This is a genomic window from Herbaspirillum sp. CAH-3, assembly GCF_009668275.1.
In the GTDB taxonomy this organism is placed as follows: domain Bacteria; phylum Pseudomonadota; class Gammaproteobacteria; order Burkholderiales; family Burkholderiaceae_D; genus Herbaspirillum; species Herbaspirillum aquaticum.
Window position 1 is genome coordinate 146328 of record NZ_VSWE01000006.1, and the last position, 22279, is coordinate 168606.

Genomic DNA, 22279 nt, shown 5'->3' on the forward strand with positions numbered 1-22279 from the left:
ACCACTGGAAGTGCAACACCCTGTTTTGGAGAAGCGCATGACCCAAGATCCACAGCGCACCGTGCGCATCGGCGCCGGTGCCGGCTACTCGGGCGACCGTATCGAGCCGGCCGCCGAACTGGCCGAACATGGCCAGCTGGATTACCTGATCTTTGAATGCCTGGCCGAGCGTACCATCGCCATCGGCCAGCAAGCCCGGCTGGCAGACCCCAGCAAAGGGTATGACCCGTTGCTGGCCGAGCGCATGCATGCGGTGCTCAAGACCTGCGCCGCGCAAGGCATCCGCATCATCACCAATATGGGCGCGGCCAATCCGCTGGCGGCGGCGCAACGCGTGCGCGAGATCGCGCGCGAACTGGGCTTGCGCGGGCTGAAGGTGGCGGCCGTGGCCGGAGACGACGTGCTGGAAGCCGTGCAGCAGGGCCAATGGCGCATCGAGGACAATGGCCAGCCGGTCGCTTCGCTGGGTAGCCGCCTCATCTCGGCCAATGCCTATCTGGGTATCGCCCCCATCGTCGAAGCACTGCAGGCCGGTGCCCAGGTCATCATCACCGGCCGCGTGGCCGATCCCGCGCTGGTGCTGGCACCGCTGGTGCACGAATTCGGCTGGGCCGCCGATGATTGGGACAAGCTCGGCCAGGGCACCCTCATCGGCCACCTGCTGGAGTGCGCCGGACAGGTGACCGGCGGCTACTTTGCCGATCCCGGCAAGAAGGATGTGGCCGGCCTGGCAAGGCTGGGCTTCCCCATCGGCGAAGTGAAGGCCGATGGCAGTGCCGTCATCACCAAGGTGGCGGGTTCCGGTGGCCAGGTCACGGCACGCACCTGCAAGGAGCAATTGCTCTATGAAATCCATGATCCGAGCGCTTACTTCACGCCGGACGTGATTGCCGATTTCTCGCAAGTGCGCATCGAAGAGGTCGGGCCGGACCGCGTGGCCGTCACCGGCGGCCGTGGTCGTGCGCGACCGCAGACGCTCAAGACCACGCTGGGCTACCGCGACAGCTTCATCGGCGAAGGCCAGATTTCGTATGCCGGGCCTGGCGCACAAGCACGTGCGCAACTGGCCGGCGAGATTGTGCGCGAGCGGCTGGCGCTCACGGGCGTGCAGACCGAAGAGCTGCGCGTGGACCTGATCGGCATCAATGCCATCGCCGGTGAGCAGATGTCGGCGCATGCACCCGAGCCACAGGAAGTCCGCCTGCGCGTGACCGGCCGCACGGCCAGCATGAAAGAGGCGATCCGCATCGGCAACGAAGTCGAGACGCTTTATACCAACGGCCCGGCCGGTGGCGGCGGTGCCACCAAGTCGGCCCGCGAAGTCATTGCCGTGCTGTCGCTGCTGCTGCCGCGCACGCTGGTACATCCATCCGTTTTCATCGAGGAGGCCTGAGATGCTGCTCAGAGAGATTGCTCATTCACGTGCCGGGGACAAGGGCGACATGTCGAATATCTCCGTGATCGCCTATCGGCAGGAGGACTATGCACTGCTGGAGCGCACCCTGACGGCCGAACGCGTGCGCGCGCATTTTGCCGGGGTGGTCCATGGAGAGGTGGTGCGCCACGCGCTGCCGCATCTGGGCGCGCTGAACTTCGTGATGCAGCAGGCGCTGGGCGGCGGGGTTACCCGCTCACTGGCGCTGGATGCGCATGGGAAGGCGTTGTCGGGGGTGATGCTGGACTTGGAGCTTGAAGGCTGACGTCGTCCGGCAGGCATGCTGGCAATACCAAATCTCAATTCGGCGATAATGATGCTGGTGAGGTAGAGCGTGTCTGGGGCCTGTGCATTGAGCCAAGCTTGCACGGCCGGGTTCATCTGAAGCTTCATGGCCTCCGAGACGACATTGGTGTCGAGCACGATCATTCGAACCTCATCGGCTCTGCAGGACTGCGGTCAAGAAGCTCCTCCAACGCTGCCACATCTTCATTCGTGAGGCCAAGCTCGCGATTCATTTGGGCAAGCGCGTCGCCAAGTCGCAAATGTCCCTCGGGCTTGACGGCCATGGTCAATATTTCGCGGATCTCCGCCTCCGTACTGCGTCCGTGCCGAGCAGCGCGCACGCGCAATGCGCGGTGGATTTCATCAGGAAGATTCCGGACAGTCAGGTTGGCCATGACAGCATTACCCCGAAGTGACATCAATGCATTCATTTTAGGCATTTGATTCTCTCCTTTCCATCGATAAGAGCGACTGTGACCTGACCTTCGAGCCGAGTACAGCCTCAAGTTCTCATCTCGCAGGAGTAAACATCATTTGCGTTTATTAGATGCAAAAAAGAGGGAAAAGACCGACGTTATTCGATCCATTTCGGGACCGCCACCAAAATTCATTTCCCCAAGGAAAAATAAGCAATTTTTCGCCGATACTTCTTGCCTGAACTAGGTATATTGCGACTGTCCAAACCCCGCAAGATTTGGTATCGTCCGCCCGTGATTGATTCTCGCACTGCATCAGCGCCCCCCCGCTGACACACTCCCCCCGATATGAAAAAACCAATCCGACTCGGCACTCCGCTGTCTCCTTCCGCCACCAAAGTCATGCTGCTGGGCTCCGGCGAACTCGGCAAGGAAGTCATCATCGCCCTGCAACGCCTGGGCGTGGAAGTCATTGCCGTTGACCGTTATGAGAACGCACCTGGCCAGCAGGTCGCCCATCGCGCCCACGTGATCAACATGACCGACGGTGCCGCCCTGGCCGCATTGATCGAGCAGGAGCAGCCCGACCTGATCGTGCCCGAGATCGAGGCCATTGCCACCGAGACCCTGGTCAAGCTGGAAGAAGCCGGCCGCGCCCGCGTGATTCCGACCGCGCGCGCTGCCTGGCTGACCATGAACCGCGAAGGCATCCGCCGCCTGGCCGGTGAAACCCTGGGCCTGGCGACTTCTCCCTACCGCTTCGCCGACAGCCTGGAAGAACTCAAGGCTGCCATCGACCAGATCGGTTTCCCCTGCGTGATCAAGCCGGTCATGTCATCTTCCGGCAAGGGCCAATCCAAGATCGACGGCCCCGACGAAATCGAAGCCGCCTGGAACTACGCCGCAGCAGGTGGCCGCGTCGATTCCGGCCGCGTGATCGTCGAAGGCTTCATCGACTTCGACTATGAAATCACCCTGCTGACGGTGCGCTCCTTGAACGAAAACGGCGACACCATCACCAGCTTCTGCGACCCGATCGGCCACGTGCAGGTCAAGGGTGACTATGTCGAGTCCTGGCAGCCGCACCCCATGCCCAGCGCCGCGCTGGAAAAGGCCCGCGACATCGCCCGCAAGGTCACGGAGAACCTCGGCGGCCTGGGCCTGTTCGGCGTGGAGCTGTTCGTCAAGGGCGACATGGTCTGGTTCTCCGAAGTCAGCCCGCGTCCGCATGACACCGGCATGGTCACCATGGTCAGCCAGGTGCAGAGCGAATTCGAACTGCACGCCAAGGCCATCCTCGGCCTGCCGGTCAATACCGCCCTCAGGAGCCCCGGTGCCTCTGCCGTGATCTACGGCCAGCATGACGCCCGTGGCATCGCCTTCGATGGCGTGGCTGAGGCGCTGCGTATCCCTGGTGCCGACATTCGCCTGTTCGGCAAGCCGGAATCCTTCGCCCGCCGCCGCATGGGTGTAGCCCTGGCCTCCGGCGACAGCGTCGAAACCGCACGCATCCGCGCCAAGCAGGCTGCGGCCAAGGTCAAACCGGTGATTCCGCAGTAATCGTTGCGCGCACTCGCATGACGTGAACGGGCCCCGATGCAGATCGGGGCCCGTTTTTTTTCGAGGGGACAGAAACTTGACCCTGATGCCGGAAACGATATAAACAATATGCCCACGGCATGCCGCTATAATCACCGTCTCCCTCCACAACAGCAGCTTTGCTCACGATCATGAAGTGTGATGTCGCCATCCTCGGCAGCGGTCTGGCCGGTCTTTCCGTGGCCCTCCATCTGGCAGAGAAGTACCAGGTGGTGGTCGTTTCCAAGGGCGAGCTGCTGGACGGGGCCAGCAACTGGGCGCAAGGCGGCATTGCTGCCGTGCTCGATTCCGGCGACAGCCACGCCCAGCATATCGGCGACACCCTGGTCGCCGGTGCCGGCCTGTGCGATGAGAGCGCCACGCGCTATATCGTCGAACATGGCCGCGAGGCCATCGAATGGCTGATCTCCCAAGGCGTGCCCTTCACCCGTGACGACAGCGCCGAGCTGGGCTATCACCTCACCCGCGAAGGCGGCCACAGCCAACGCCGCATCATCCACGCCGCCGATGCCACCGGCCACGCGGTTCAGGTGACGCTGGAACAGCGCGTACGCGCCCATCCCAACATCACCCTGCTGGAACATCACTGCGCCATCGACCTGATCCACGCCCGCAAGCTCGACCCCAAGGCCGAGCCGCGCTGCCTGGGCGTGCACGTGCAGGACACCGCCAGCGGCCGGGTGCTGGCCATTGCGGCCGGGCGCACGGTGCTGGCCACGGGTGGGGCCGGCAAGGTCTACCTGTACACCTCCAACCCCGATTCGGCCACCGGCGACGGCATCGCCATGGCCTGGCGCGCAGGCTGCCGGGTGGCCAACATGGAGTTCATCCAGTTCCACCCGACCTGCCTGTATCACCCGTATGCCAAATCCTTCCTCATCAGCGAGGCTTTGCGCGGTGAAGGAGCCTTGCTCAAGCTGCCGGCGTCGGCGGGCGCGCTGGCGGGCCAGCGCTTCATGCCGGAGCATGACGAGCGCGCCGAACTGGCCCCGCGCGACATCGTGGCGCGCGCCATCGATTTCGAGATGAAGAAGCGCGGGCTGGACCATGTGGACCTGGACATCAGCCATCAAAGCCCCGCCTTCATCGCCGAACACTTCCCGACCATCCAGGCGCGCTGCCTGGAGTTCGGCATCGACATTACGCGCCAGCCCATCCCGGTGGTGCCGGCCGCGCACTACACCTGCGGCGGCGTGGTGACCGACATGGCCGGCCGCACCGACCTGCCGGGCCTGTATGCGGTCGGCGAGACGGCCTATACCGGGCTGCACGGTGCCAATCGCCTGGCCAGCAATTCGCTGCTGGAGTGCCTGGTGCTGGGCCGCTCGGCCGCCGAGGATATTGAACGGGAATTGTCAGCGGGAACCTGGCGCATCGCCGAAGTACCGCAATGGGATGAGAGCCGCGTCAGCGATGCCGACGAGGAAGTGGTGATCGCCCACAACTGGGACGAACTGCGCCGCTTCATGTGGAATTACGTCAGTATCGTGCGCACTGACAAGCGGCTGGAACGCGCCCAGCACCGCATCCGGCTGCTCAAGGAAGAGATTGACGAGTACTACGCCAACTTCCGCATTTCACGCGATCTGCTGGAGCTGCGCAACCTGGTGGATGTGGCGCAGCTGATCGTCTCCAGCGCCCTGATGCGCAAGGAAAGCCGTGGACTGCATTTCAGCCAGGACTATCCGCGGACCTTGCCGCGTGCTACGCCGACCATCCTGCCGGGACGTCAGTGAGCGCTTATTTTCGCTGGCGATACTCCTTGCGACAGACCTTGGGGGCGGCCAGCACATTGGTGATGGTCTGGCTTTAGCAGGTGCTCTCCGCCCCTTCCATGGTATCGAAGTACATTGCCAGTTCGCGGGCCACCGCGGGGTCGCAGCGGAAGTGGATTTGGCGTGAAGACATCCGCGCTAGAGGGCGGTATGAAGGATTGAGATCGTGACTTTGCCCAACAATGCCAATTCACGGGTATGTCACCAACGATATCGGCGTAATGTCCCCATCTTGATGTGAAAAAACCCGCTAAAAAGCGGGTTTTTCGAGGCAGACACTTTTCGTAATGCCGGGGCGGAGCGCCCCTGCAATCACTCCCACTCAATCGTCGCCGGCGGCTTCCCGGAAATGTCATACACCACCCGGTTCAAGCCTCGCACCTCATTGATGATACGGTTGGAGACGCGGCCCAGCAGCTCATGCGGCAGATGCGCCCAGTGCGCCGTCATGAAGTCCTGCGTCTGCACCGCACGCAAGGCCACCACGTATTCGTAGGTGCGGCCATCGCCCATGACACCCACCGACTTCACCGGCAGGAACACGGCAAACGCCTGGCTGGTCTTTTCGTACCAGGTCTGGCCGTCTTCATCCTTCGTATTTCGCAGCTCTTCGATGAAGATCGCATCCGCACGGCGCAGCAGGTCCGCGTACTCTTTCTTCACTTCACCCAGGATACGCACACCCAGGCCAGGACCCGGGAACGGATGGCGATACACCATCTCCGGCGGCAGGCCCAGCGCCACGCCCAGTTCGCGCACTTCATCCTTGAACAGTTCGCGCAGCGGCTCCAAAAGCTTCAGGTTCAGCGTTTCCGGCAGGCCGCCGACGTTGTGGTGGCTCTTGATGGTGTGGGCGGTCTTCTTGCCCTTGCCGGCGCTTTCGATCACGTCCGGGTAGATGGTGCCCTGGGCCAGCCACTTGGCGCTGGTCAGCTTGGCCGATTCGGCCTGGAACACTTCCACGAACTCGCGGCCGATGATCTTGCGCTTGGCTTCCGGATCGGTCACGCCCGCCAGGTGGCCCATGAACTGCGCAGTGGCGTCCACATGGATCACCTTCACACCCAGGTTCTTGGCAAACATTTCCATGACCATCTTGCCTTCGTCCAGGCGCAGCAGGCCGTGGTCGACGAACACACAGGTTAGCTGGTCGCCGATGGCGCGATGGATCAGCGCTGCCGCCACGCTGCTGTCGACACCGCCCGACAGGCCCAGGATGACTTCATCGCTGCCCACTTGCTGGCGGATCATCTCGACGGCTTCGGCGATGTAGTCCGGCATGTTCCAGTCCGACTGGCAGCCGCAGATCTCATGCACGAAGCGGCCCAGCATGGCCTTGCCTTGCACCGTGTGGGTCACTTCCGGGTGGAACTGCACGCCGTAGAAACGACGCTCCTCGTCAGCCATGCCGGCGATCGGGCAGTTGCCGGTGGAGGCCATGAGCTTGAAGCCGGCGGGCATTTCGTTGACCTTGTCGCCGTGGCTCATCCAGACCTTCAGCATGCCGTGGCCTTGCGCATTGGTGAAGTCGCTGATGCTCTCCAGCAGCTTGGTGTGGCCATGGGCGCGCACTTCGGCGTAGCCGAATTCGCGCAGGTGGCCGTTCTCGACCTTGCCGCCGAGTTGCTCGGCCATGGTCTGCATGCCGTAGCAGATGCCCAGTACCGGCACGCCCAGTTCGAAGACCGCTTGCGGGGCACGCGGGGTGTCGCCTTCGGTGACGCTGTTGGGGCCGCCGGAAAGGATGACGCCGGCCGCGCCGTAATTGCGCACGAACTCGTCGGTCACGTCATGCGGGAATACCTCGGAAAACACACCGGCTTCGCGCACGCGGCGAGCGATGAGCTGGGTCACCTGGGAACCGAAGTCGAGGATCAGGATTTTCGAATGCGAATGCGTGGACATGGGCAGTGAGGTCTGGCTACGTTAAAAATGGACTTCTGAAAAGATCAACAGCCCGACAGCCTGGCACGGGGCCGGTGGACTGTCGGGCTGTGGCCGCATCGAAAATTACTCGGCGCGGTAGTTCGGGGCTTCCTTGGTGATCTGCACGTCGTGGACATGCGATTCACGCATGCCGGCCGACGTGATCTCGACGAACTCGGCGCGCTCGCGGAAGTCGTCGATGGAGGCGCAACCGCAGTAACCCATGGAGGAGCGCACGCCGCCCACCAGCTGGTACAGGATCGCAACGACGGAACCCTTGTAGGCAACGCGGCCTTCGATACCTTCCGGCACGAACTTGTCGGCGGTGTTGTCGCCATCCTGGAAGTAGCGGTCGGCCGAACCGTCAGCCATCGCACCCAGCGAACCCATGCCGCGGTACGACTTGTAGCTGCGGCCCTGGTACAGGATCACTTCGCCCGGCGCTTCTTCGGTACCGGCGAACATGCTGCCCATCATCACGGCCGAAGCGCCGGCGGCCAGCGCCTTGGCGACGTCGCCCGAGAAACGGATACCGCCGTCGGCGATGACCGGAACACCGGTACCCTTCAAGGCTTCAGCGACGTTGGCGATGGCCGAGATCTGCGGCACGCCGACACCGGCGACGATGCGGGTGGTGCAGATGGAGCCGGGGCCGATACCAACCTTCACGGCGTCAGCGCCATGCTCGACCAGTGCCTTGGCGGCAGCGGCGGTGGCGATGTTGCCGCCGATGACTTCCACGTGCGGGTAACGGGTCTTGACCCACTTGACGCGGTTGAGCACGCCTGCGGAGTGGCCGTGGGCAGTATCGACCACGATCACGTCCACACCGGCGGCGACCAGCAGCTCGATGCGCTCGTCATTGTCCGGGCCGACGCCGACGGCCGCACCTACGCGCAGCTTGCCGTGTTCGTCCTTGCAGGCGAAGGGGTGTTCGGTGGATTTTTCGATGTCCTTGACGGTGATCAGGCCGCGCAGCTCAAACGCATCGTTGACGACCATCACACGCTCCAGGCGGTGCTTGTTCATCAGGCGCTTGGCTTCTTCCGGATCGGCGCTGGAGCCGTTTTCCTTGACGTAGACCAGCTTCTCGCGCGGGGTCATCTTGGCGCGGACTTCTGCGTCCAGTTCTTCTTCGAAACGCAGGTCGCGGTTGGTGATGATGCCGACCAGTGCCTTGCCTTCCACGACCGGGAAGCCGGAGATGCCATGCTGCTTGGACAGCGCGATGACGTCACGGATCTTCATGGTGGGGGGAATGGTGATCGGGTCACGGACCACGCCGGACTCGAAACGCTTGACCTTGGAAACCTCGCGCGCCTGCTCCTTGGGCGTCAGGTTCTTGTGGATGATGCCGATGCCACCCTCTTGCGCCATGGCAATGGCCAGGCGGGCTTCAGTCACGGTGTCCATCGCGGCCGAGACCAGCGGAATGTTCAGCGAGATGTTGCGCGTCAGGCGCGTGGTCAGGGAAGTGTCTTTGGGGAGGATGTCCGAGAAGGCCGGAACGAGCAGCACATCATCGAACGTGAGTGCTTTTTGGAGAAGACGCATAGTATTTCCTATAGGCGCAAAAGCGAATTATACAGAAAAGCTGAACGCGCGTCTTGCTCTACTTGCGTTTCTCCCTCCGGGCGTCGTAAAAATGCCGGAAGGCTGGGATGCTGGGCCGGGCAGCAGCGCCGCTCAAGGGCGGTCCGCTTGCTCCCGGTGCGCGGCACGGCGGCGGCGCGACTGCTTGGGGTCCGCAATCAGCGGCCGGTAGATCTCGATGCGGTCGCGTGCGCGCAGCACCGTGTCCAGGGTCTTGATCTTGCCGAAGATGCCGACCTTGCATACCGACAGGTCGATGGCCGGCTGCTCGCGCAGCAGGCCGCTATCCAAAATGGCCTGCTGGATGGAACTGCCGGGCGCTACCTGCAGGTCCTGCAGGATCTGCAGGCCGGGCGCGGCGTAGCAGAGCTGGACTTGCAAAAAGGCATCGTCAGCCATATATCTGTTCAGCGCGTTTGCAGAAGGAATCGACGAAGCTGTTGGCGATCATGCTGAAGACCGGCCCGATCACCCCTTCCAGGATGCGGCTGGAAAATTCATATTCCATGTCGAATTCGATCTTGCAGGCATCCTCGCGCAGCGGCTTGAAGGTCCAGCGGCCTTCGAAATGCTTGAACGGGCCTTCCACCAGGCGCATGGTCATGCTGGTCGGGCGCACGTTGGTGTTCTGGGTGCTGAAGGATTGCTTGAGGCCGTGATAATTGATCTTGATCTTGGCCGTGAGGCTCTCGTCACTGCGCTCGGAAACCTCGACACCGCCACACCAGGGCAGGAATTCAGGGTAATCCTCAACCTTGTCGACCAGGTTGAACATCTGCTCCGCGCTATAGTTGATCAGGACGGTTTTGTGTACGACTGCCATCGAGGGTGATCCGTTTGATAAAATCGCAAAGGCACAATTTTAACCGACGAGACGAATTTTTATTTAGATGAGCATTATTGATAACAAAAAGGCCTTTTTCGATTACTTCATCGAAGAGCGATTCGAAGCAGGCCTCGTCTTGCAAGGTTGGGAAGTCAAATCGATCCGCGCCGGCCGCGTGCAACTCAAGGAAGCCTACGTGATCGTGCGCAATGGCGAGGTCTACCTGTTCGGCTGCCACATCAGTGCGCTGACCAGCACCTCCACGCACGTGCATCCGGAAACCACCCGGACCCGCAAGCTGCTCTTGAATGCCGCCGAGATCAGCAAGCTGATCGGCAAGGTGGAGCGCTCCGGCTACACGCTGGTGCCGCTGAACTTGCACTACAGCAAAGGCCGCGTCAAATGCGACATCGGCCTGGCCAAGGGCAAGAAGCAGCACGACAAGCGCGAGACCGAAAAGCAGCGCGACACCCAGCGCGAAATCCAGACGGCGATGAAGCAGCATCGCCGCTGATCCCTTCCTGCATCCCCTGACTGCGACCACGGCTGCCTTGTGCAGCCGTTTTCCTGTCCGCTTGCAGCGCGTTCAGTCCCACCCGGCGAAGCGTTCGCGGCAGGCGGCCACGATCCCTTCGACCACACTGCCCCACTGCCCTCGCTGCTGCTGGCGGAACAGTCTCACCGAGGGATACCAGAGACTGTGCTCGCCCTGCACACCCCAGCGCCACTCGCCTTCCAGCCGCTGCGGCAGGAAGCACGGCAAGCCCAGTGCACCTACCAGGTGCACCACGGCGGTATCGACGCTGATGACCAACTCCAGCGCGCAGGCCAGCGCTGCCGAATCGGCCCAGTCCGCCAGCGGGAAGCTGCGGAGCCGACCGGCCAATTGCTGATGCACGCGCTGGTCGGCTAACGGGATCTCGACCTGCAGGCTGACCACCTCCACCGGTAATTCAAACAGAGGCAGCCACTCGGCCAGCGGCACATCGCGGCTGGGGTGCGGGGTGGCGTACTGACGCCCGGCCCAGGCCAGCCCGATGCGCGGACGGCGCGGCGCCGCATCCGCACCCTCGGCGAGATGCTGCTGCCATTGTTGCAGCCTCGCCGAATCCACTGTCAGGTAAGGCGCGGTCGGTGCCTGGCCCGGATGCGGCAAATCCAGCAAATACGGAAGACTGAACAGAGAAGCGTGACAATCGTGCGGGCCAGCCTCGCTGACATGGGCCACGCAGCGCACCTGCGGAAAAGACGGCGCCAGCACTGCCAGCAAGCCCGACGGTGCGCACAGGGTGACCTGCCCCGCCTGCGCTGCCACCAGCTGCAGGTAACGCGCAAATTGCAGGCAATCCCCCTGCCCTTGTTCAGACCAGATGAGGACGTGTTTGCCGGTGAGCGATTCGCCAGGCTGCCAGCGCGGGCTGGGCGTGGCGATGGCGCGCCGGGCCAATTCCGGAATCTGGAAGCGCGCTTCATGTTCGCGCCAGCCCTCGGCATAGTCACCGCGCGTGAGCAGCATATGAGCACGCCCCACGCGGGCTTGAGGGAAGTCGGTATGCCAGCGTAAAGCTTCTTCATATCCGGCCTGCGCAGCGTCGATGCGGCCCATGCGGCGCTGGATGTCGGCACGATTGAAGACGATCAGGGCGCACGTTTCACTGTCGGTGGCATCGTCGCGATAGCAGGCCAAGGCCTCTTCATGGCGATTGAGCCGCAGCAGGATGTCGGCATGCAGGGCCTGGTCCTCCAGCGCGGGCAGCGGGCACGCAGCTTCGATGGCGGCCAGGGCGAGCAGCGGTTGATCGAGTTGGTAATACAGTCGGGCCAGCAAGACCCGCTCATCGGGCCGAGGAGTATCTGCAAGTGCACTGGCCCACTGCTGCAGCACGGCACGATGGGCTGCGCGGGCTTCATCATAGTCGGGCACCAGGTCGAGGCAGCGTTCGTAGGCTGCGGCGGCGCCCGCCAGATCGCCAGTCTCATGCAACAGGCTGGCCCGCTGCATGAGCACCGGGAGGAAACTGGCATCGAGCCTCAAGGCCTGATCCAGCGCGTCGATGGCAGCCTCGGGCTGCCCGGCGCCGCGCAGCGCGATGGCCTCGCACATCAGGCCCATGATGCCAGCCAGGACGGCAGGGTCGGGAACATTCATGGCCGGCAGCTTAGCATGGCCTGCGGACCCGGCACTGCCCTTGCCGTTACGCCGTGGTGTCGATCAGGTTGCCCGTGGTCTTGCCTGCGGCCAGCTTGCTCTGCAGGCTTTGCAGGAAGCTGGAGAGCGAGGTCGTGGACGACGACGCCCCCAATGAACCGAGGAGGTTGCTGAACGCACTTTGCAGCGAAGACACCGTACCGTCACCGGAACCTGAGTCAGTGCCATTGCTGTCGCCGGAGAGGCTGGAGATGAGACTCTGGAGATCCGCCTCCAGTCCGCCTCCCGGTGGCGGCGGACGACCGCCCGGCGTGTAGGCGCGTGCGGTGGTGTCGGTACTGGTTGAACTGGCAGTACTGCTCGTGCTGCTCGTATCACTGGTGGCCGACACGCTGCTGGAGCTGCTGTCCGAGGAAGACGTGGAGCTGGCCGGCGGCGGCCCCGGTGGCGGATTGTTCTGCCCCTTCAGGGCGGCCATCAATTCCTGCAGGAAGGCATCGAGCTTGGAATCGACGTTGGCTGAGGAGATGCTGCTGCTGGAGGACGTGCTGGTTGCCGACGTGACCGAGGTGGCACTGGTGGCGGAACTGTCGAGATCCACGCCCAGCGAAGCCAGGATATCCTTGAGCGCACCGATCAGGCCCCCGCCCTTGTCACCGCGCGGCGGCGGTGGCGGCGCATCCATACGCGGGCTGGCGCTGGTGGAAAAACCGCTGGTCCCGGACAACCCCGACAGATCGGCAAGACTGAAATTGCTGGACGACACGCTGCTGATGGCCATGACGGACTCCTTTTATTGTGCGCGATGCCCCATGCATCGCTCCCTTGTACATGCCAAAAGTATCGGTCATCAAGGCGTGTTAAGTTCACGCCTGCTGCGTAAAGCCGGGTAAAGTCTTGTTAAGCCCGCGTGGGCACCACTGCGGCGCGGGCCAGGCCGGGCGCGGGTTGCCGGCAGGCACTTGTGAACTTCCCGGCCGCGGAATGCGAGTTCAGGCGGCGTCCGGACACACCGCCAAGCACGGTAAATGAATGTAAAGATGCAATTGTAAAGAAGGCTGGAAACACTTCTGCAAAACCTTTTACGGCATATTACGGGCTGCCGACGCCCTGCGGCCTGGAGGCAGGGCAATTCGAGAATGGAATGCAGCAATGTCTAAAGTGCTTTTGATCGACGATGACGTGGAGCTCGTCGAAATGCTCAAGGAATACCTGGAGCAGGAAAAATTCGAAGTCAACGTCGCCCACGATGGTGAAGCCGGCGCCGCCGAGGCGCTCACCGGCCAATACGCCATCGCCGTGCTGGACGTGATGATGCCGCGCCTGAACGGCGTCGATACCCTGCGCCGCATCCGCGCCAAGAGCAACATGCCCGTCGTGATGCTGACTGCCAAAGGCGATGACACCGACCGCATCATCGGCCTGGAGCTGGGCGCCGACGACTACGTCCCCAAGCCCTGCACGCCGCGCGAGATTGCCGCGCGCATCCGCGCCATCCTGCGCCGCGCCTCGGCCGAGAGCAGTGAGCAGGCGCCCTATTCGCCGCTGGCCGTGGGCGCCCTGTCGATGTGGCCGGAACAGCGCCGCGCCACCTGGAACGGCCGTCCGCTGGAACTGACCAGCAGCGAATTCAACCTGCTCGAAGTGCTGGCCCGCAATGCCGGCAAGCCGGTCAGCAAGCAAACCTTGTCCGAACAGGGCCTGGGTCGTCCGCTGGCGCGCTTCGACCGCAACATCGACGTGCACCTCTCCAGCATCCGCCAGAAGATCGCCGCGCTGGGCAGCGACAAGAGCTGCATCCAGACCGTCTACCGCCTGGGCTACCAGTTCATCAAGGAATAAAGTGGGCCGGCTTTTCTGGAAGTTCTTCTTCTTCATCGCGATCGCCCAGATCACCGCCACCTTCGGCGTGGGCGTGCTGTTCTGGATCGAGAACCTGGAACGCAGCAACCGCAATTCGGAGATCGACCTCAGTCCGCCGGCCTCCTTCATGATTCGCGCGGCCGCCGCCACCCTGCAGTTCGGTGGCCCGGAAGCCTTGCGCAGTCTGATCAACGAGGGCCGGCCGCATCGCCTGCAGCTCTACGCGGTGGACGAAGACAACCAGGACCTGATGGGCCGTGAGGTCTCGCCGCACCTGGTGGAGCAAGCGCGCCGCGTACTGGCCAGCGAACGCGAGCGCCGCGTGGTGGAACTGGTCAAGGCGGCCAACGGCCACAGCTACCTGATGTTCATCCCCACGCCCAATGACGAGTTCGGCCCGCCCCCGGGCGGCATGCCGGGCCGCGAACCGCGCTACATGAAGGATCGCGGCGGACCCAAGCCGCTGTTCTTCCCCACCATGCCCATTGCCGTGGCACTGGTGGCCAGCCTGGTGTTTGCGCTGCTGCTGGCCTGGTATTTCTCGCACCCGATCCGGCACCTCAAGAATGCCTTCAACCAGGCTGCCAACGGCAACCTGGACCAGGAGCTGGAACCGGTCATGAGTGCGCGCAACGATGAGCTGGCCGACCTGGGCCGCGATTTCGACGCCATGACGGCCAAGCTGCGCACCTTGATGGAAAGCCAGCGCCGCCTGCTGCACGACGTCTCGCACGAGCTGCGCTCGCCCATTGCGCGCCTGCAGATGGCTATCGGCCTGGCGCGCGTGCAGGACAAGGACAAGCTGGAACTGACCCTGGAACGCATCGAACGCGAAAGTGTGCGCATGGACAAGCTGGTGGGCGAATTGCTGACCCTCTCGCGGCTGGAAGCCAACGTCCCCGGTTCGATGGAAGAAGCCATCGCCATCGAGGCCATGCTGGCCGACATGACCAATGACGCCAGCTTCGAAGCCGAAGCCTTGGGCAAGCGGGTGGAAAGCCGCATCGAAGGCCGGGTGCAGGTCAAGGGCAATCCGGAGCTGCTGTATCGCGCCATCGAAAACGTGCTGCGCAATGCCATCAAGCACACCGCGCCCGACACGGCGGTGCAGTTCGTGGCCGAACTCGACGAGGTCAACAAGCTGTTGCACCTGTCCATCCTCGATCGCGGACCAGGCGTGCCGGAGGAGGAGATGGACAGCATCTTCGAACTGTTCTTCCGCAGCAGCCGCACCAAGAGCAACAGTGCCGGACATGGCCTGGGGCTGTCGATCGCCAGGCGCATCGTGGAGGCGCATCAAGGCTTCATCCGCGCCGCCAACCGGCCCGATGGCGGACTGCGCGTGGACATCACCCTGCCCTTCATGGCCGATGAGCCGGCGCGGGGAGCGACTGCCGCGATCTGATTGCCGCCTCGCTGGCGATGGAGATGTGCGCGATACGCACGATATGAAGGATATGAAGGAGATACACCAGAACAAAGCCCCGTCCGGTTTCGCGCCGGACGGGGCTTTTCAATGCATGTTTGCTCAGTGAATCATTGTGCAGGAGAAGGCACAGCCGCCGGATTGACGATGGCATTCATCAGTCCGCGCTGCACCGCCACCTGGAAGGCCTGCAACTCGCCCACGCCCTGCTCCGGCGGATAAGGAATCGGCAGGCGGTTCATCAGCACGGCCCAGGTCCAGCCATCAGCGCGCGATTGCAGGTAGGCGTAAGTGCCGGTGGTGAGCGCGCCGCTGTGGGAGAGTATCTCCACGCCATTGCTGCGGGTCACCACCCAGCCCAGGCCATAGTTGTTCTCGGCCTGCGCGGGATTGCGTTGTTTCATCAGCGCCAGCGCCTGCGGCTGCAGCAAGGCGGGGCCACCGCGCCCCTGGGTCGCATCGGCAAAGTGCACCAGGTCGGCGGCCGTGGCGATCCAGCCGGCGGTCGCATCCATGGACTTGAAATGCAGGGCCGAATAGGACTCCGGACCGGTGGCGCCACTGCCATCGCGATCGGCCACGGCGGGCCAGCGCGGGTCATCGTAGTAGACGGTCTCGTTGGCGGCGCGCTCGATGCGGCGGTCTCCGGCAATGACGGCATCCTCCACGGCAGCAGGTTTGAACACCAGCGCCTGCACGGCCGCTTCATAGGACATGCCGGACTTCTGTTCGACCAGGCGTCCGAGGACGTTGTAGGCGAAATTGCTGTAGAAGTACTCCGTGCCAGGCGCCGCATCCAGCAGGCGCTGCTTGAGCACGTAGGCGATCACGTCGCGGGCCGAGGCCGGTGCGGCCACCTGGCGCGCCTTGGCAATATTGACCAGGTCATATTGCGGATCGTAGTCACTGCCTCCCCAGCCGCTGGTGTGCTGCAGGAGATCACGCAAGGTGATCTTGAGCACACGGCGGTCCAGTGGACCGGCAAAGTCCGGATAGGCAGCATCGGGCAACAAACCATCCGGGCCGAACACGTGCCGATCCAGCACCTGCGGCAACTCCTTCTCGAAGAGCTTGAGCACCGCCACCGCCGTCACCGGCTTGGAGACGCTGCCGATACGAAAACGCGTCAGCGGCGTGACCGGCGTATTGGATTCCGTCACCGCCATGCCGTAGCCACGCTGGTAAACCAGCTTGCCCTGGTAGGCGATGGCGATGCTGGCGCCGGGCACCGGATATCGACCCAGCAATTGCGTCATCTGCTGATCGACCCGTTCGGCCAGAGCGGCGGTGTCGGCGGTTTCCTGGGCCTGCGTGGAAATGCAAGCCGACAGCAAGCCGGCCACCATCAGCGCCGCCCACGGCTTGGAAGACAAAAGCGAAACAAAACGTGGACGCATGGCTTACTTCTGCTGCTTGACGACTTGCAGGGCCGAGGCGATCAGCCCGCTCATGTCCGCCAGGTTGGCTGGCACGATGATGGAGTTATTGGTCTTGGCCAGCTTGCCGAAGGCATCCACGTACTGCTCCGCGACCTTCAGGTTGACCGCATCCGAACCACCCGGCTGCTCGATGGCGGCGGCGGTCTTGCGGATCGCTTCGGCGCTGGCCTCGGCGATGGCGAGAATGGCGGCGGCCTGGCCTTCGGCGCGATTGATCGACGCCTGCTTCTCGCCTTCGGAACGGGCAATCGCGGCTTCGCGCTCACCGGTGGCAATGTTGATCTGTTCCTGCTTGCGACCTTCGGAGGCGGCGATCAGGGCGCGCTTCTCGCGTTCAGCCGTGATCTGGGCCTGCATGGCGTGGAGGATTTCCTTGGGCGGGGTCAGGTCCTTGATCTCATAGCGCAGCACCTTCACGCCCCAGTTTTCGGCCGATTCATCGATGGCGCTGACGATGGCGGTGTTGATGTGGTCGCGTTCCTCGAAGGTTTTATCCAGTTCCATCTTGCCGATCACCGAGCGCAGCGTGGTCTGCGCCAGCTGCGTGATGGCGGCGATGTAGTTGGAGGAACCATAGGAGGCGCGCATCGGATCGGTGATCTGGAAATACAGGATGCCGTCGACCTGCAATTGGGTGTTGTCCTTGGTGATGCAGACCTGCGGCGGCACATCCAGCGGGATTTCCTTGAGGATGTGCTTGTAGGCCACGCGATCGATGAAGGGCACCACGATGTTCAGGCCCGGGGCCAGCGTGGCGTGGTATTTGCCAAGACGTTCGACCACCCAGGCGTGCTGCTGCGGGACCACCTTGACCGTCTGTACGACGAAGACGATGGCAAGGAAGAAAATGACCAGAGTAACGCTACCCAGCATGGAATTCTCCTGAAAACGAGAGGGGGGAAGAAATGAAGATGCCGATCAACGCGGCGCCACCAGCAAGCGGCTGCCACGGATTTCGCGGATGACGAAGCTGCCGGGGCTGGCATGATGGCCGGGCAGCAGCTCCACATCCCACTGCGCGCCGCGATAAGGCACGCGCGCCATGAACTGGTTGCCGTGCACCTGCCAGGCCGCAACCTCGACGCTCTGCCCGATATCCAGCAGCAGGTTGGGATCATCGTTGGCGCTGCTGCGGCGCAGACGGCCATAAGGACTGCGGCGCAGACCGAGCACCGCCGCCACGCCGACCACGGCGGCCACCAGCAATTGCCACTCCAGCATCAAGCCGCACCAGGCGGCCACGGCACCGGCCACCAGGCCCAGCGCGATCATGAGCAGGTAAAAGGTGCCTGTGAAGAGTTCTGCACCCAGCAGCGCGCCGGCCAGCACCAGCCAGAGTGACCAGTCAGTCATCGTCGAATCCCCTTGAAGAAAACTGCAAACACCGGCAGTCTACTGCAGCTTGAGAAAATAAAACAAAGGCGCGGACATTTCTGCCCGCGCCTTTCACTTCTTTCGAAGTCCGTCGTGAGTGACGCTTAAAGCTTCATCACTTTCACTTCTTGGCCAGTTGCTGCCAGGTGTCGATGACGGTATCCGGGTTCAGCGAGATGGACTCGATGCCCTGGTCCATCAGCCATTCGGCGAAGTCCGGATGGTCCGAAGGACCCTGGCCGCAGATACCGACGTACTTGCCCTTTGCACGGCAGGTGGCGATGACCTTGGTCAGCAGGGCCTGCACGGCCGGATCGCGCTCGTCGAAGTCGGCGGCCAGCAATTCCATACCGGAATCGCGGTCCAGGCCCAGGGTCAGCTGGGTCAGGTCGTTGGAACCGATGGAGAAGCCGTCGAAGTGCTCCAGGAACTGCTCGGCCAGGATGGCATTGGACGGGACTTCGCACATCATGATGACGCGCAGGCCGTTCTCGCCACGCTTGAGGCCATACTTGCCCAACAGACCAATGACCTTCTCGGCCTGGCCCAGGGTACGCACGAAGGGCACCATCACCTCGACGTTGGTCAGGCCCATGTCTTCACGCACGCGCTTCATGGCCTGGCATTCCATCTGGAAGGCTTCGGCAAAGTCGTCGGCCAGGTAACGCGCGGCGCCACGGAAGCCCAGCATCGGATTTTCTTCGTCCGGCTCGTAGCGCGAACCGCCGATCAGCTTCTTGTACTCGTTGGACTTGAAGTCCGACAGACGCACGATCACCGGCTTGGGCCAGAAGGCCGCAGCGATGGTGGCGATGCCTTCAGCCAGCTTGTCGACGTAGAAGGCCTTGGGCGAAGCATGGCCGCGGGCTACCGATTCGACGGCCTTCTTCAGGTCGGCGTCGATGTTCGGGTATTCCAGGATGGCCTTGGGGTGCACACCGATGTTGTTGTTGATGATGAATTCCAGACGCGCCAGGCCGACACCGCCGTTGGGGATCGACTGGAAGTCGAAGGCCAGCTGCGGATTGCCCACGTTCATCATCACCTTCAGCGGGATCGGGGGCAGTTCGCCACGGGCCACTTCGGTCACTTCGGTTTCCAGCAGGCCGTCATAGATCTTGCCTTCGTCGCCTTCGGCGCAGGAGACCGTCACCAGGGTGCCATCCTTCAACACGTCGGTGGCGTCGCCACAGCCGACCACGGCCGGCACACCCAGTTCACGGGCGATGATGGCGGCGTGGCAGGTACGGCCGCCACGGTTGGTGACGATGGCCGAGGCACGCTTCATGACCGGTTCCCAGTTGGGGTCGGTCATGTCGGCCACCAGCACGTCGCCGGGCTGCACGCGTTCCATTTCAGCCGGATCGTTGATGACGCGCACCGGACCGGCGCCGATCTTCTGGCCGATCGCACGGCCGGTGGCCAGCACGGTGCCCGAGCTCTTGAGCTTGAAGCGCTGCTGCGCATCGGTGGCCTTCTGCTGCGACTTCACCGTTTCCGGACGGGCCTGCAGGATGTAGAGCTTGCCGTCGCGGCCGTCCTTGCCCCATTCGATGTCCATCGGACGCTGGTAGTGCTTCTCGATGATGGTGGCGTACTTGGCCAGCTCCACCACTTCGGCGTCGGTCAGGGAATAGCGGTTGCGCAGCTCCACCGGCACATCCACGGTCTTGACCGAACGGCCAGCCTTGGCTTCACCGGTGAATTCCATCTTGATCAGCTTGGAACCCAGGTTGCGGCGGATCACCGGCTGCTTGCCCAGTTCCAGCATGGGCTTGTGGACGTAGTATTCGTCCGGGTTGACGGCGCCCTGCACCACGGTTTCACCCAGGCCATAGCTGGAGGTGATGAAGACCACATCCTTGAAGCCGGATTCGGTGTCGATGGTGAACATCACGCCAGCCGCGCCCACGTCCGAACGGACCATGCGCTGCACGCCGGCCGACAGGGCCACTTCCGCGTGGGTGAAGCCCTTGTGGACGCGATAAGAGATCGCGCGGTCGTTGTAGAGCGAGGCGAAGACGTGCTTCATGGCTTCGAGCACGTTATCGATACCGACCACGTTCAGGAAGGTTTCCTGCTGGCCGGCGAAGGACGCGTCAGGCAGGTCTTCTGCGGTGGCGGACGAACGCACGGCGAAGGACATCTCGGCGGTCGAATCGGCCACCAGCTTGTCGTAGAAGGCACGGATCTCCTGGTCCAGGCGGGGCTGGAACGGGGTCTCGATGATCCATTGACGGATCTCCGCACCGGCTTGCGCCAGCGAACGCACGTCATCGATGTCCAGGCCTTCGAGGCGCTGGGCAATGCGGGCGGCCAGGGTCGGGCCGCCATCGGCGGAGTGCTCCAGGAAATCACGGAAAGCTTGCGCAGTCGTGGCGAAACCGCCCGGCACGCGGACACCGGCGCCGGCCAACTGGGAAATCATTTCTCCCAGCGATGCGTTTTTGCCACCGACGGACTCAACGTCCGTCATGCGAAGAGTTTCAAAGGAGGCTACGTATACTGCCCCCTGGGTGTTTACTGCGTTGGACATGACAACCCCTAGCTTGATGATAAGAAATCTTCGCGGGCGCGGCATGGGTCGGTTTATTTTTGTTATTCTGCGACGGTTGCGGCAGCAGGTGCGGCTTCGAGGACCAGCCCAGGGACAGCATCAGGCGCGCAGCCACACCGAGGACGTTTGCCAGTGCAAACATCATCAGGAATTCGGGCAAATTGCGCAGCGACATGACGGTCATCAAGATGGGCTTCTCGAAATTGTTGCCAAGCATTGTACCGCGTGAAATCATTTTTGTTCGTAGCACCTAATACTTTTTCTATTTTCCAAAAGACAACTAAATGCTCGACCCCATGCCGATCCCGCACCCTTCCCCCGTCGTGGCCGCCAACCGCACCGTGTTCTTCGTCTCCGACGGTACCGGCATCACTGCGGAGACCTTCGGGCATTCGGTGCTGAGCCAGTTCGAGCTGCGTTTCAAGCAGATCCGCCTGCCCTTCATCGATACCCTGGAAAAGGCCCACGATGCCACCCGCAAGATCAATGAGGCCTATGCGGTGGATGGCAAGCTGCCCATCGTCTTCTCCACGCTGGTGAAGTCGGAACTGTCTTCGGTGATCCGCCGCGCCAAGGCCATGCACATGGACCTGTTCCAGACCTTCGTGGAGCCGCTGGAGCAGGAACTGGAGATGAAGTCCACCCACACCATCGGCCGCAGCCACAACACCACCGATTCCGAGGAATACCGCAACCGCATCGAGGCCATCAATTTCTCGCTGGCGCACGATGACGGCCAGTCCAACAAGAACCTGTCGGAAGCCGATGTGATCCTGGTGGGCGTGTCGCGCTCGGGCAAGACCCCGACCAGCCTGTACCTGGCCATGCAGTTCGGGATCAAGTGCGCCAACTATCCGCTGATCCCCGAGGATTTCGAACGCGAAAAGCTGCCCAGCGGGCTGGTGCTGCACAAGAAGAAGATCTTCGGACTGACCATCGCCGCCGAACGCCTCTCGGAAGTGCGCAACGAACGCCGTCCCGGCAGCAAGTACGCCGCGCTGGAAAATTGCCGCTATGAAATCAATGAGGCCGAGAAGATGATGCGGCGCGAAGGAATCCGCTGGATGTCGTCGACCACCAAGTCCATCGAAGAGATCGCCGCCACCATCCTGCAGGAGATCAAGCTGGAGACGCGCTGACCGACTGTCGGCGTGTGAATTCAGTGCGCACGCGAGTGCGCTTCTTCGGGCCGTTGATGGTGGTTTCCATCGTGAAGGAGTCTTCACTATGGACTTCATACACTGCGCTGTAGCAGTCCGGGCCGCACAGGTGATCGGCGGCCGGTATCAGTTCATGCCCACGCAACAGATAGTCCTGATAAGGCTGGCCGACGCGCTCGCCGTCGGCGAACAGCACGCACAGGCGATCCGCGCCAAAGCGATAGTCGAAGACACGGGAAAACGGAATCAAGCGCGCAGGCGCGGCGGCCATGCGCAGTTGGCCCTGCTCGCGGTAGACCAGCTGACCCGGTATCTGGCCTGTAGTGAAACTTAGTTCACCTGACGCCGTAGCTTGCGGGCTTGCGCTGCCTTCCCATATCGTGCGGCTGAAGGTCCATTCCCCGAGGAAGCAATCGGCCATGGCGGCCAGATCGGCGGGAACAAAGGCAGCCATGA

At 62.8% G+C, this 22279-nt stretch carries 21 protein-coding genes and 1 pseudogene; 8 read left to right on the top strand and 14 right to left on the bottom strand.

The window, feature by feature from the left end; translation table 11 throughout:
• The first annotated feature begins 37 nt into the window (after positions 1–37).
• Both FYB76_RS09495 and FYB76_RS09500 read left to right on the top strand, forming a co-directional pair.
• Positions 38–1393, top strand: a complete 1356-nt coding sequence (locus FYB76_RS09495; protein WP_154133503.1) for an acyclic terpene utilization AtuA family protein — start codon at positions 38–40, stop codon at positions 1391–1393.
• A 1-nt stretch (position 1394) separates the two neighbouring features.
• A complete protein-coding gene (locus tag FYB76_RS09500) occupies positions 1395–1700 on the top strand; it encodes a hypothetical protein (protein ID WP_088753883.1) in 306 nt (101 codons plus the stop codon).
• Here FYB76_RS09500 and FYB76_RS26780 read toward each other — a convergent pair.
• Positions 1697–1864, bottom strand: a pseudogene (locus tag FYB76_RS26780) (PIN domain-containing protein); the annotation flags it as partial. The gene FYB76_RS09500 and the pseudogene FYB76_RS26780 overlap by 4 nt on opposite strands.
• Positions 1861–2115, bottom strand: a complete 255-nt coding sequence (locus tag FYB76_RS09505; protein WP_088754032.1) for an Arc family DNA-binding protein — start codon at positions 2113–2115, stop codon at positions 1861–1863. The gene FYB76_RS09505 and the pseudogene FYB76_RS26780, both read right to left, overlap by 4 nt.
• A gap of 369 nt (positions 2116–2484) precedes the next feature.
• Here FYB76_RS09505 and purT point away from each other — a divergent pair, with 369 nt between their 5' ends.
• Both purT and nadB read left to right on the top strand, forming a co-directional pair.
• Entirely contained in the window at positions 2485–3696 is a 1212-nt protein-coding gene (gene purT / locus FYB76_RS09510) for a formate-dependent phosphoribosylglycinamide formyltransferase (protein ID WP_088753882.1), read from the top strand.
• A 170-nt stretch (positions 3697–3866) separates the two neighbouring features.
• Positions 3867–5471, top strand: coding sequence for an L-aspartate oxidase (gene nadB / locus FYB76_RS09515; protein WP_088753881.1), 1605 nt, complete (start codon positions 3867–3869; stop codon positions 5469–5471).
• A gap of 351 nt (positions 5472–5822) precedes the next feature.
• Here nadB and guaA read toward each other — a convergent pair whose 3' ends face one another.
• The 4 genes from guaA to FYB76_RS09535 form a co-directional block, all read right to left on the bottom strand.
• A complete protein-coding gene (gene guaA, locus FYB76_RS09520; RefSeq protein ID WP_154133504.1) occupies positions 5823–7415 on the bottom strand; it encodes a glutamine-hydrolyzing GMP synthase in 1593 nt (530 codons plus the stop codon).
• Between the two features lie 105 nt (positions 7416–7520).
• Positions 7521–8990 (bottom strand): IMP dehydrogenase, encoded by a 1470-nt coding sequence (gene guaB / locus FYB76_RS09525; protein WP_088753878.1) that lies wholly within the window; start codon positions 8988–8990, stop codon positions 7521–7523.
• A 132-nt stretch (positions 8991–9122) separates the two neighbouring features.
• Complete coding sequence (locus FYB76_RS09530) at positions 9123–9428, bottom strand: RnfH family protein (RefSeq protein WP_154133505.1); 306 nt, start codon at positions 9426–9428, stop codon at positions 9123–9125.
• Positions 9421–9852 carry a type II toxin-antitoxin system RatA family toxin gene (locus FYB76_RS09535; protein WP_013234181.1) on the bottom strand — a complete coding sequence of 144 codons (432 nt, stop codon included), beginning with the start codon at positions 9850–9852 and terminating at the stop codon, positions 9421–9423. The genes FYB76_RS09530 and FYB76_RS09535 overlap by 8 nt, the downstream gene beginning before the upstream one ends.
• Positions 9853–9919: 67 nt before the next feature.
• Between FYB76_RS09535 and smpB the strand changes: the two genes are divergently transcribed.
• Positions 9920–10369: an SsrA-binding protein SmpB gene (gene smpB / locus FYB76_RS09540; protein ID WP_088753876.1), complete on the top strand. Its 450-nt coding sequence runs from the start codon at positions 9920–9922 to the stop codon at positions 10367–10369.
• 72 nt (positions 10370–10441) lie between these two features.
• On the opposite strand, the gene FYB76_RS09545 is transcribed toward smpB, so the two are convergent.
• Positions 10442–12004, bottom strand: a complete 1563-nt coding sequence (locus tag FYB76_RS09545) for a tetratricopeptide repeat protein (RefSeq protein WP_154133506.1) — start codon at positions 12002–12004, stop codon at positions 10442–10444.
• Positions 12005–12050: 46 nt separating this feature from the next.
• Positions 12051–12785 carry a hypothetical protein gene (locus FYB76_RS09550; RefSeq protein ID WP_154133507.1) on the bottom strand — a complete coding sequence of 245 codons (735 nt, stop codon included), beginning with the start codon at positions 12783–12785 and terminating at the stop codon, positions 12051–12053.
• 371 nt (positions 12786–13156) lie between these two features.
• Here FYB76_RS09550 and FYB76_RS09555 point away from each other — a divergent pair, with 371 nt between their 5' ends.
• Together FYB76_RS09555 and FYB76_RS09560 are read left to right on the top strand one after the other, a co-directional pair.
• On the top strand, positions 13157–13846 hold the full coding sequence (locus FYB76_RS09555) for a response regulator transcription factor (RefSeq protein WP_039788247.1): 690 nt from the start codon (positions 13157–13159) through the stop codon (positions 13844–13846).
• 1 nt (position 13847) lies between these two features.
• Positions 13848–15272 (top strand): ATP-binding protein, encoded by a 1425-nt coding sequence (locus FYB76_RS09560; protein WP_088753873.1) that lies wholly within the window; start codon positions 13848–13850, stop codon positions 15270–15272.
• 131 nt (positions 15273–15403) lie between these two features.
• On the opposite strand, the gene FYB76_RS09565 is transcribed toward FYB76_RS09560, so the two are convergent.
• From FYB76_RS09565 to FYB76_RS09585, 5 genes are all read right to left on the bottom strand, one after another.
• Positions 15404–16690 (bottom strand): serine hydrolase, encoded by a 1287-nt coding sequence (locus FYB76_RS09565; RefSeq protein ID WP_154133508.1) that lies wholly within the window; start codon positions 16688–16690, stop codon positions 15404–15406.
• Between the two features lie 3 nt (positions 16691–16693).
• Positions 16694–17605, bottom strand: a complete 912-nt coding sequence (locus tag FYB76_RS09570; RefSeq protein WP_034336986.1) for an SPFH domain-containing protein — start codon at positions 17603–17605, stop codon at positions 16694–16696.
• A 45-nt stretch (positions 17606–17650) separates the two neighbouring features.
• On the bottom strand, positions 17651–18085 hold the full coding sequence (locus tag FYB76_RS09575; protein ID WP_154133509.1) for an NfeD family protein: 435 nt from the start codon (positions 18083–18085) through the stop codon (positions 17651–17653).
• A 142-nt stretch (positions 18086–18227) separates the two neighbouring features.
• Positions 18228–20582 carry a phosphoenolpyruvate synthase gene (ppsA, locus tag FYB76_RS09580; protein ID WP_229296935.1) on the bottom strand — a complete coding sequence of 785 codons (2355 nt, stop codon included), beginning with the start codon at positions 20580–20582 and terminating at the stop codon, positions 18228–18230.
• Between the two features lie 10 nt (positions 20583–20592).
• Complete coding sequence (locus tag FYB76_RS09585) at positions 20593–20898, bottom strand: hypothetical protein (protein WP_088753870.1); 306 nt, start codon at positions 20896–20898, stop codon at positions 20593–20595.
• Positions 20899–20947: 49 nt separating this feature from the next.
• On the opposite strand from FYB76_RS09585, the gene FYB76_RS09590 reads away from it, so the two are divergent.
• On the top strand, positions 20948–21802 hold the full coding sequence (locus FYB76_RS09590) for a pyruvate, water dikinase regulatory protein (protein ID WP_039788257.1): 855 nt from the start codon (positions 20948–20950) through the stop codon (positions 21800–21802).
• On the opposite strand, the gene FYB76_RS09595 is transcribed toward FYB76_RS09590, so the two are convergent.
• Positions 21783–22277: a DUF6314 family protein gene (locus FYB76_RS09595; RefSeq protein ID WP_154133510.1), complete on the bottom strand. Its 495-nt coding sequence runs from the start codon at positions 22275–22277 to the stop codon at positions 21783–21785. The two genes, FYB76_RS09590 and FYB76_RS09595, sit on opposite strands and share 20 nt — an antisense overlap.
• Positions 22278–22279 lie beyond the last annotated feature (2 nt).

Excerpts from the sequence above, each read along its gene's own strand:
- FYB76_RS09495 (WP_154133503.1), top strand. The coding sequence starts at position 38 with ATGACCCAAGATCCACAGCGCACCGTGCGCATCGGCGCCGGTGCCGGC.
- FYB76_RS09500 (WP_088753883.1), top strand. The coding sequence starts at position 1,395 with ATGCTGCTCAGAGAGATTGCTCATTCACGTGCCGGGGACAAGGGCGAC.
- FYB76_RS09505 (WP_088754032.1), bottom strand. The coding sequence starts at position 2,115 with ATGGCCAACCTGACTGTCCGGAATCTTCCTGATGAAATCCACCGCGCA.
- purT (WP_088753882.1), top strand. The coding sequence starts at position 2,485 with ATGAAAAAACCAATCCGACTCGGCACTCCGCTGTCTCCTTCCGCCACC.
- nadB (WP_088753881.1), top strand. The coding sequence starts at position 3,867 with ATGAAGTGTGATGTCGCCATCCTCGGCAGCGGTCTGGCCGGTCTTTCC.
- guaA (WP_154133504.1), bottom strand. The coding sequence starts at position 7,415 with ATGTCCACGCATTCGCATTCGAAAATCCTGATCCTCGACTTCGGTTCC.
- guaB (WP_088753878.1), bottom strand. The coding sequence starts at position 8,990 with ATGCGTCTTCTCCAAAAAGCACTCACGTTCGATGATGTGCTGCTCGTT.
- FYB76_RS09530 (WP_154133505.1), bottom strand. The coding sequence starts at position 9,428 with ATGGCTGACGATGCCTTTTTGCAAGTCCAGCTCTGCTACGCCGCGCCC.
- FYB76_RS09535 (WP_013234181.1), bottom strand. The coding sequence starts at position 9,852 with ATGGCAGTCGTACACAAAACCGTCCTGATCAACTATAGCGCGGAGCAG.
- smpB (WP_088753876.1), top strand. The coding sequence starts at position 9,920 with ATGAGCATTATTGATAACAAAAAGGCCTTTTTCGATTACTTCATCGAA.
- FYB76_RS09545 (WP_154133506.1), bottom strand. The coding sequence starts at position 12,004 with ATGAATGTTCCCGACCCTGCCGTCCTGGCTGGCATCATGGGCCTGATG.
- FYB76_RS09550 (WP_154133507.1), bottom strand. The coding sequence starts at position 12,785 with ATGGCCATCAGCAGCGTGTCGTCCAGCAATTTCAGTCTTGCCGATCTG.
- FYB76_RS09555 (WP_039788247.1), top strand. The coding sequence starts at position 13,157 with ATGTCTAAAGTGCTTTTGATCGACGATGACGTGGAGCTCGTCGAAATG.
- FYB76_RS09565 (WP_154133508.1), bottom strand. The coding sequence starts at position 16,690 with ATGCGTCCACGTTTTGTTTCGCTTTTGTCTTCCAAGCCGTGGGCGGCG.
- FYB76_RS09570 (WP_034336986.1), bottom strand. The coding sequence starts at position 17,605 with ATGCTGGGTAGCGTTACTCTGGTCATTTTCTTCCTTGCCATCGTCTTC.
- FYB76_RS09575 (WP_154133509.1), bottom strand. The coding sequence starts at position 18,085 with ATGACTGACTGGTCACTCTGGCTGGTGCTGGCCGGCGCGCTGCTGGGT.
- ppsA (WP_229296935.1), bottom strand. The coding sequence starts at position 20,582 with ATGACGGACGTTGAGTCCGTCGGTGGCAAAAACGCATCGCTGGGAGAA.
- FYB76_RS09585 (WP_088753870.1), bottom strand. The coding sequence starts at position 20,898 with ATGATTTCACGCGGTACAATGCTTGGCAACAATTTCGAGAAGCCCATC.
- FYB76_RS09590 (WP_039788257.1), top strand. The coding sequence starts at position 20,948 with ATGCTCGACCCCATGCCGATCCCGCACCCTTCCCCCGTCGTGGCCGCC.
- FYB76_RS09595 (WP_154133510.1), bottom strand. The coding sequence starts at position 22,277 with ATGGCTGCCTTTGTTCCCGCCGATCTGGCCGCCATGGCCGATTGCTTC.